At 44.4% G+C, this 7891-nt stretch carries 4 protein-coding genes; 2 read left to right on the top strand and 2 right to left on the bottom strand.

Annotation, left to right across the window (positions count from 1 at the left end):
* The coding region (locus WS34_RS09100; protein ID WP_046404395.1) for a xylose isomerase at positions 1–892 on the top strand (892 nt) is incomplete at its 5' end.
* An 85-nt stretch (positions 893–977) separates the two neighbouring features.
* Entirely contained in the window at positions 978–3938 is a 2961-nt protein-coding gene (locus WS34_RS09095; protein ID WP_046404393.1) for a PEP/pyruvate-binding domain-containing protein, read from the top strand.
* Between the two features lie 134 nt (positions 3939–4072).
* Here WS34_RS09095 and glmS read toward each other — a convergent pair whose 3' ends face one another.
* Both glmS and WS34_RS09085 read right to left on the bottom strand, forming a co-directional pair.
* Positions 4073–5917: a glutamine--fructose-6-phosphate transaminase (isomerizing) gene (gene glmS / locus WS34_RS09090; RefSeq protein ID WP_022160303.1), complete on the bottom strand. Its 1845-nt coding sequence runs from the start codon at positions 5915–5917 to the stop codon at positions 4073–4075.
* A gap of 117 nt (positions 5918–6034) precedes the next feature.
* Positions 6035–7837 (bottom strand): peptidase U32 family protein, encoded by a 1803-nt coding sequence (locus tag WS34_RS09085; RefSeq protein WP_022160304.1) that lies wholly within the window; start codon positions 7835–7837, stop codon positions 6035–6037.
* Positions 7838–7891: the final 54 nt, after the last annotated feature.

Genomic DNA, 7891 nt, shown 5'->3' with positions numbered 1-7891 from the left:
AACAGCGAATGTCTTCGGACATGCCCGTTATATGAACGGAGCAGCTACCAATCCCGATTTCGATGTCGTGGCACGGGCTGCTGTCCAAATAAAAAACGCATTGGATGCCACTATCGCCCTCGGAGGTGAAAACTATGTTTTCTGGGGAGGCCGTGAAGGTTATATGTCCCTACTGAATACCGATCAGAAGCGTGAAAAGAACCACCTCGCCCTCCTATTGGCCAAAGCGCGGGATTATGCCCGTAGCCAAGGTTTTAAGGGAACATTCCTGATCGAACCCAAACCGATGGAACCGATGAAACACCAATACGACGCAGATACAGAAACGGTAATCGGTTTTCTTAAAGCACACGGCCTCGATAAAGATTTTAAAGTAAATATCGAAGTCAACCATGCCACTCTCGCCGGCCATACGTTCGAACACGAATTAGCCTGTGCTGTCGATGCCGGCATGTTGGGCTCCATCGACGCCAATCGGGGTGATTATCAGAACGGCTGGGATACCGATCAATTCCCGATCGATAACTTCGAATTGGTTCAGGCAATGATACAAATCATCCGGAACGGTGGATTGGGAACCGGAGGAACCAATTTCGACGCTAAAACCCGGCGCAACTCTACGGATTTGGAAGATATCTTCATTGCACACATTGCAGGAATGGATGCTTTTGCCAGAGCGCTTGAAAATGCAGACCGCCTGTTACGCGAATCTCCCCTCTGCAATATGCTCAAAGCACGCTATGCTTCTTTCGATACAGGCGCAGGAAAAGCATTCGAAGAAGGTAAACTTTCGCTGGAAGATCTGCGGGAATATGCGATCGCTCACGGAGAACCCAAACAAACCAGCGGTAAACAAGAACTATACGAAGCAATGATCAATATGTATATTTAACCATTGTCAAGTCGCCAAACTTTTGTAATTTTACATCATTCTGTACAACAGGATAGCTAGTCTATTACCATTGAATGATCTGTTTATGTCAATCGAACTACACAAAATCTACAAACGTAAAAAGAGCGACCGGGACATTTTCCAGGAATTAATGCCCTTCAAAATCAAAGAAATTCTTTTGATCGCCAATTATTATGATGCTTATACCATCGAACGGGAAGGGCAATTCACCGATAAAATCGTGGGGGAATATTTGCAGGTCAACCTGTATACCGCCCCCCGTTTTACTTCTGTCGCCAGCGAAGCAGAAGCCCTGAAGATTTTGTCCGAAAGGCATATCGACCTGATCATCCTGATGGCCGGTCTGGATAAACAAACTCCTTTGGTCATCAGCCGTCATCTGAAAGATTTATATCCGAATATCTGTCAGCTGATGCTGGTAAACAACAATTCGGACCTGGCCTATTTTCATACTATAGAAGACCGGTTGTACGAATCTATCGAAAGGTTGTTCGTCTGGAACGGTTCCACCAAGATATTCTTGGTCATGGCCAAATATATCGAGGATAAAATGAACCTCGACCGGGACACCCATTTGGGAGATATCCGGGTAATCCTATTGGTCGAAAACTCGATCCGGTATTATTCCCGTTATTTGCCTTTACTTTATACCGAGGTCATGACACAAACTCAGGAACTCATTTTCTCCGAACCTCAGGACAACGATATGAGTATTGTGATGAAAATAAGGGTAAGGCCGAAAGTAATACTAGCAACCAACTATGAGGAGGCAGTATACGTTATCGATCATTACCGGGAAAATCTGATCGGAGTCATATCGGATGTGCGCTACAAACGGAATGGAGAGGAAGATGAAGAAGCCGGAATCGAATTGATCCGCTATGTCAAGCGAACCGGAGCGTATATTCCCTGTATGCTTCAAAGCCAGGAGATAGAAAATGCAGTAAAAGCAGAAGAGTTGCATGCTGCTTTTATTAATAAAAATTCCCCGACTCTGGCTCATGATATCCAGGATTTTATCAAAGGATATCTGGGATTCGGAGATTTTATTTTCCGGAACAAAAACGGAGAACCGATCGACAGAGCCACTTCGATAGAAGAATTTAAACAAAAGCTGCTGAGCATCCCGGATGAATCTTTGATATACCACTCCATTCGCAACGGTATTTCTACCTGGTTAATGGCCCACCGGGAAATTACTTTAGCGAAACATCTGAAAAGATACCGGTTTGAAGATTTCCCTACTCCGGCCGAAATGCGGCAATTCATCCTACGGGTATTCGAAGCGGCAGAACTGAAAAAAATCAAAGGGCGGATCATCAATTACAACCCCAAATTAGTCGATTCGAACCGTTACATCACCCGTTTAGGTAAAGGTTCCTTCGGAGGTAAAGGCCGGGGAATGGCTTTCCTGTCCAATTTTATCGAAAACGTCGATTTTAAGAAGCTGATCCCGAAACTAAAGATAGAAATTCCGAAAACGGCGATCATCGGTGTGGATGAATTTGATAACTTCATAGATAACAATGGGTTGAGTCGGATTATTTATAGTGATGAAAGTTACGAAGAAGTGAAAGCGGCCTTCATAGCGGCTCCCTTATCTCAAAAACTCAGGGACAAGCTCCGCTCCTACCTGGAAGTGATGCATAAACCCTTGGCCGTACGCTCGTCCGGTTTGTTCGAAGATTCTCTCAGTCAGCCTTTTGCAGGTGTTTATTCCACATATTTGATTCCCAATAACCACCCCGACATCGAACGCCGGATCGACGATCTCGAAACTGCCGTAAAACTGGTGTATTCATCGATATTCACCGATAGTTCGAGAGCTTACTTTCATGCGATCGACTGCATGATCGAAGAAGAAAAAATGGCGGTAATCCTCCAGGAGGTAGTAGGAAACGAATACAACGGAAAATATTATCCCAACATCAGTGGAGTCGCCCAATCCTATAACTTCTACCCTTTCTCTTACATTAAACCGGAAGATGGATTTGCAGTCATAGCACTGGGCCTTGGAGCATATGTGGTGGGGGGAGAAAAGACCTATCGTTTTTGTCCCCGTTATCCCAAATTGCAACTGGCCTCTATCCAGGATATGGCCCGGGATTCGCAAAAATATTTTTATGCTATAGACATGATCCATCCGGACTACAATCTGGTGAAAGACGGTGAAGATGCCGCTATCCGATCTTATGACTTGAAAGCGATAGAAGAAGACGGTAATTTACAGCATTGTGCTTCGGTCTACGATTTTATGAACGACCGCATAGGTTTCGATTTCAGTGTACGTGGCCCCCGGATTGTCAACTTTCCGGACATACTGCAATACGATTATATTCCTCTGGCTTCGACGCTGGATACACTGCTGGATATTTTCTCCCAGGCGATGGGAGCTCCCGTCGAAATGGAATTTGCAGTCAATCGGGAAAACAAAGAATGGAAATTTTATGTCCTGCAGATCAAACCCCTGATCAAAAATGAATATCATATGGATATCGACAAAGAAAATATCGATATGAGTAAAGCGATCTTACGGGCCGACAAAGGAATGGGCAACGGGAAAATCACCGACATTCAGGATCTGATTTATGTCGATCCCCGACATTTCGACCGCTTGCGCACCGAACAGATGGCCGAAGAAGTGAAATTTTTCAATGAAAAATTAAAAGCCACCGACACCCCCTATATCCTGATCGGACCGGGACGTTGGGGAACACGGGACAAATTGACCGGCATTCCTGTATTGTGGTCGGATATTTCTAAAGCCAGGATTATCGTCGAGCAAGGATTAAGGGATTTCCCCCTGGACGCTTCGCTGGGGTCCCATTTCTTCCACAATGTGACTTCCATGAATGTCGGATACTTTGCCGTACCTTACGAATCGGACAGCTCCTTCATCAATTACGACATTATTCAAAATCAGCAATTGATCGAAGAAAAAGAATTCGTCCGCCACGTCCGGTTTGCCAAACCCGTAACGGTCTATATGGATGGCAAAAAACAGACTTCTGTAATCGTAGAATAGCCTTACCGGTAAAAAGGGAGCCGGACAGATAAAACAGCAACAACGAATAAAACGATGCAATCCAGTTTTAAACCGTTACTCCTGTTTTAACTGTCGGCACCGTTTTATCTACCGGCTAAAAGCCGCTATCCGTTTTATTCAACCGTAACTGATTTCGCCAGGTTTCTGGGTTGATCCACGTTGCGTCCTTTATTAACGGCAATGTAATAAGCCAGCAATTGCAAAGGGATGGAAGCTACTAAAGGAGCAAAAGGTTCCAACACATGAGGTACTTCGATGCAATAATCGGCAATATCGTGTACCAACTGGTCGCCTTCACTGACAATAGCGATTACTTTTCCTTTCCGGGCTTTGATTTCCTGTATATTACTAATGGTCTTTTCGTATATACTATCGGTAGTTGCAATAGCTACTACCGGCATTTCTGCATCGATAAGTGCTATAGGTCCATGTTTCATTTCGGCAGCAGGATATCCCTCGGCATGGATATAAGAAATCTCTTTCAATTTCAATGCTCCTTCCAAAGCGGCCGGATAGTTATAGCCACGTCCCAGATAAATGAAATTACGGGCATAAGTAAATATCTTAGATAATTCCTTTACCGGCTCGGCATTTTTCAAAACCATAGAAATCTTTTCAGGTATACCCTGCAACTCTTTTACCATTTCTTCGAAACGAGCTTGGGTAATAGTCCCTTTCTGCTGAGCAATAGTCAAGGCCAACATCGAAAGTACGGTTACCTGGCCGGTAAAAGCCTTGGTGGAAGCCACGCCGATCTCAGGTCCGACATGAATATAAGAACCCGAATCCGTAGCCCGGGCAATCGAAGAACCGACTACATTACAGATGCCGTAGATAAATGCCCCTTTCGATTTCGCCAGTTCTATCGCAGCCAGGGTATCGGCCGTTTCTCCCGACTGGGATATGGCGATCACGATATCTCCCGGATGGATCACCGGATTCCGGTAACGAAATTCCGACGCATATTCCACTTCAACAGGGATACGGCACAAATCTTCGATCAAATGTTCGCCGATCAAAGCAGCATGCCAGGAAGTACCACAGGCAACAATTATAATCCGGTTGGCATTCAGAAATTTATCCCGATTATCGATTACGCCGGAAAGTACCACACTATTTCCTTCTACATTGATTCTGCCCCGGATACAATCCTGTAAAGTACGAGGTTGTTCATAAATCTCTTTCAACATAAAGTGGGGATAACCTCCTTTTTCCAACTGGCTTAAGTTCATAGCCAGCTTTTTTATCTCAGGAGTGATTTCCACATTATTCAAATCCACTACTTTCAAAGGCTCTCCCCTACGAATCACCGCAATCTCTTCATCATTGAGGTAAACGACCTTATCCGTATATTCCACAATAGGCGTAGCATCCGAAGCTAAAAAGAACTCGTCCTTACCGATTCCGACAACCAAGGGGCTACTTTTACGGGCAGCTATGATCTCGTTGGGATTGCTTTTGTCCATCAATGCAATCGCATAAGCACCGATCACCTGATGCAAAGCCAACTGTACACCTGTACATAGATCCACCTGGTTGGTACGCATAATATACTCCACTAAATACACGATGACTTCGGTATCCGTATTACTGCGAAAAATATATCCTTTATTTTCCAGTTCGGCCCGTAACACCGTATAGTTCTCGATGATACCGTTATGGATCAGGGCCAGATTTTTCGATTGGGAATAATGGGGATGTGCATTTACATCATTAGGTTCCCCGTGAGTAGCCCAACGAGTATGAGCTATACCGATACTACCCGATATATCTTTCGACTCGGCAAAACGCTCCAAATCAGCAACCTTGCCCTTCGTCTTATAAACATTCAATTCTTGATTATCCGAAATTAAGGCAATACCTGCGCTGTCGTATCCACGATATTCAAGACGATGCAAACCTTTGATCAGAATAGGATAAGCTTCTTTAGTTCCTATATAACCTACTATTCCACACATAAATTTTTATTTTAGCCCCTTAGGCTTATTTCTATTTTCCATAAATTCGGAAACAAAAATATAATATCGATAGCAAAGTAGGTTGGGAAGCAACAATTTTTTATAATATTTTAAATTTTATACATATTTTATTACTTTCATAAAGCAGCGCTGACAATCGAATTCCAATCGGAACCGATGTTTGTCGTTGACCAGAAAAAGCGGAAATTCTAAATCTTCGTTTTTCTGCATTTTTCGGCAACGTCCTAATTCATACAACAGGCAATAACGGGTATGCATTAAATCTTTTTCCCCCGACCGAAATCCCGATTTCTCAAAACATGCTCCGACAACAGGTACCCCACAAGCTTCATAGAAATTTTTCGCCCCCTGATTAGCAATATTATAGTGCCAATCGGCTTCAACGGGAACAGAAGTCAGGGGCTTCCTATGTCCCGGTAACATTTTCTCCCGCCGGGCTTCTCTGGCCTCTATCAATTCTTCCAATAATTTCCGACGTAATGCATTGGCCGCTGCTGCCGGAATAAATAAGACCTCTTCGCCGTTCAAATCTACACTCTCACACTCAAAATCGGAATCTCCGCATTTCAGGAGTTGTTGTTTGAGGCGTTCTGCCTGCTGAGGATTCTGTGCCTTTTCAAAAGTTTCTTCCGAGCGTAAATTCACTTGTACGCCATCTTCGTCGGTCACTTCCAGCCATAAACAGCGATCCGCTGTCCATGCTTTTATTTTTATCCGGATCTTCCGTACGGATTTCACTTTGTCCAAACGGATATTAAAGCGATGATCGTAATTCCGGAACAATTCGGTCCCCGGCCGGAGTTTTACCGTTTCATTACAAACAATCCGGTTTCCCACAGCTTCATTGACCTTTATCCCTTTCAATCCGCCCTGCTCCAAATAGCATAATCCGTCTCCGTTCGCCAACTCCCCGATAGCATCCAAAATAATAGTATTTCCCTTTGTTTCTTTGACTATCCCTATCTTTTTTCCCATCGATTTCGGCGTATCCATATTGACTAATCCCCTGTGCCGTCCCCTGATAAAATAATCGGAACTTCCCCGGCTGAAACTCCGCTCAGGATCTGCTTCGAATGCCGACAGGATATGTCCGGAACCACTCCGCACAATGCCGGGGTGTTTCCCGATCAGCGAAGAATAATAATTCGTAACATTCGCCACATAATTCTCATCCTTCAGGCGCCCTTCTATTTTAAACGAATCGACTCCGGCTTCTATTAAATCATCGATATAAGAAGAAAGATTCAAATCTTTGAGAGACAATACATATTTATCTTTGATCAACTTTTTCCCACTGTTATCTTCGACAGTCCATTTCATCCGGCAAGGCTGCGCACATTCGCCCCGGTTAGCCGAACGGCCGAACATATATTGAGAGAGATAACATTGCCCGCTCAGACTGACACACAAAGCCCCGTGTATAAACACTTCCAGTTCGGCTTTCACCTCTTTCCGGATCTCCCGGATTTGCTCCAACGAAAGCTCCCGGGCCAATACAATCCGTTGAAATCCCAGCTGATCTAAAAACTTAATTCGTTCGAGTTCATAATTGTGCATCTGTGTGCTGGCATGCAAACAAATCGGAGGCAGATCCATATTCAATATGCCCGGATCCTGAATGATCAAAGCATCGACCCCGATCGCGTACAATTGCCGGATCATTTTTTCCGCTTCGGCCAACTCCGAATCATACAATATCGTATTCAGGGTAACGAATACCCGGCAATAAAAACGATGGGCATAACCCACCAAAGTCCCGATATCTTCAAGACTGTTGGCTGCAGCTTTACGGGCCCCGAAAGCAGGTGCCCCGATATATACCGCATCAGCCCCATTATCGATAGCGGCCTTACCGACAACAAGATCCCTGGCCGGAGATAATAATTCTACTTTTTGCATATGTTCCTCTTTCGACTAGAACGGCTCATTCCTTCCCTGTAGAAGCGATGCGAT

The sequence above is a fragment of the Odoribacter sp. N15.MGS-14 genome (genome assembly GCF_000980245.1).
GTDB classification, from domain to species: domain Bacteria; phylum Bacteroidota; class Bacteroidia; order Bacteroidales; family Marinifilaceae; genus Odoribacter; species Odoribacter splanchnicus.
Note: the sequence above shows the minus strand (reverse complement) of the source record. Positions and strands in the feature narration are given on the sequence as shown.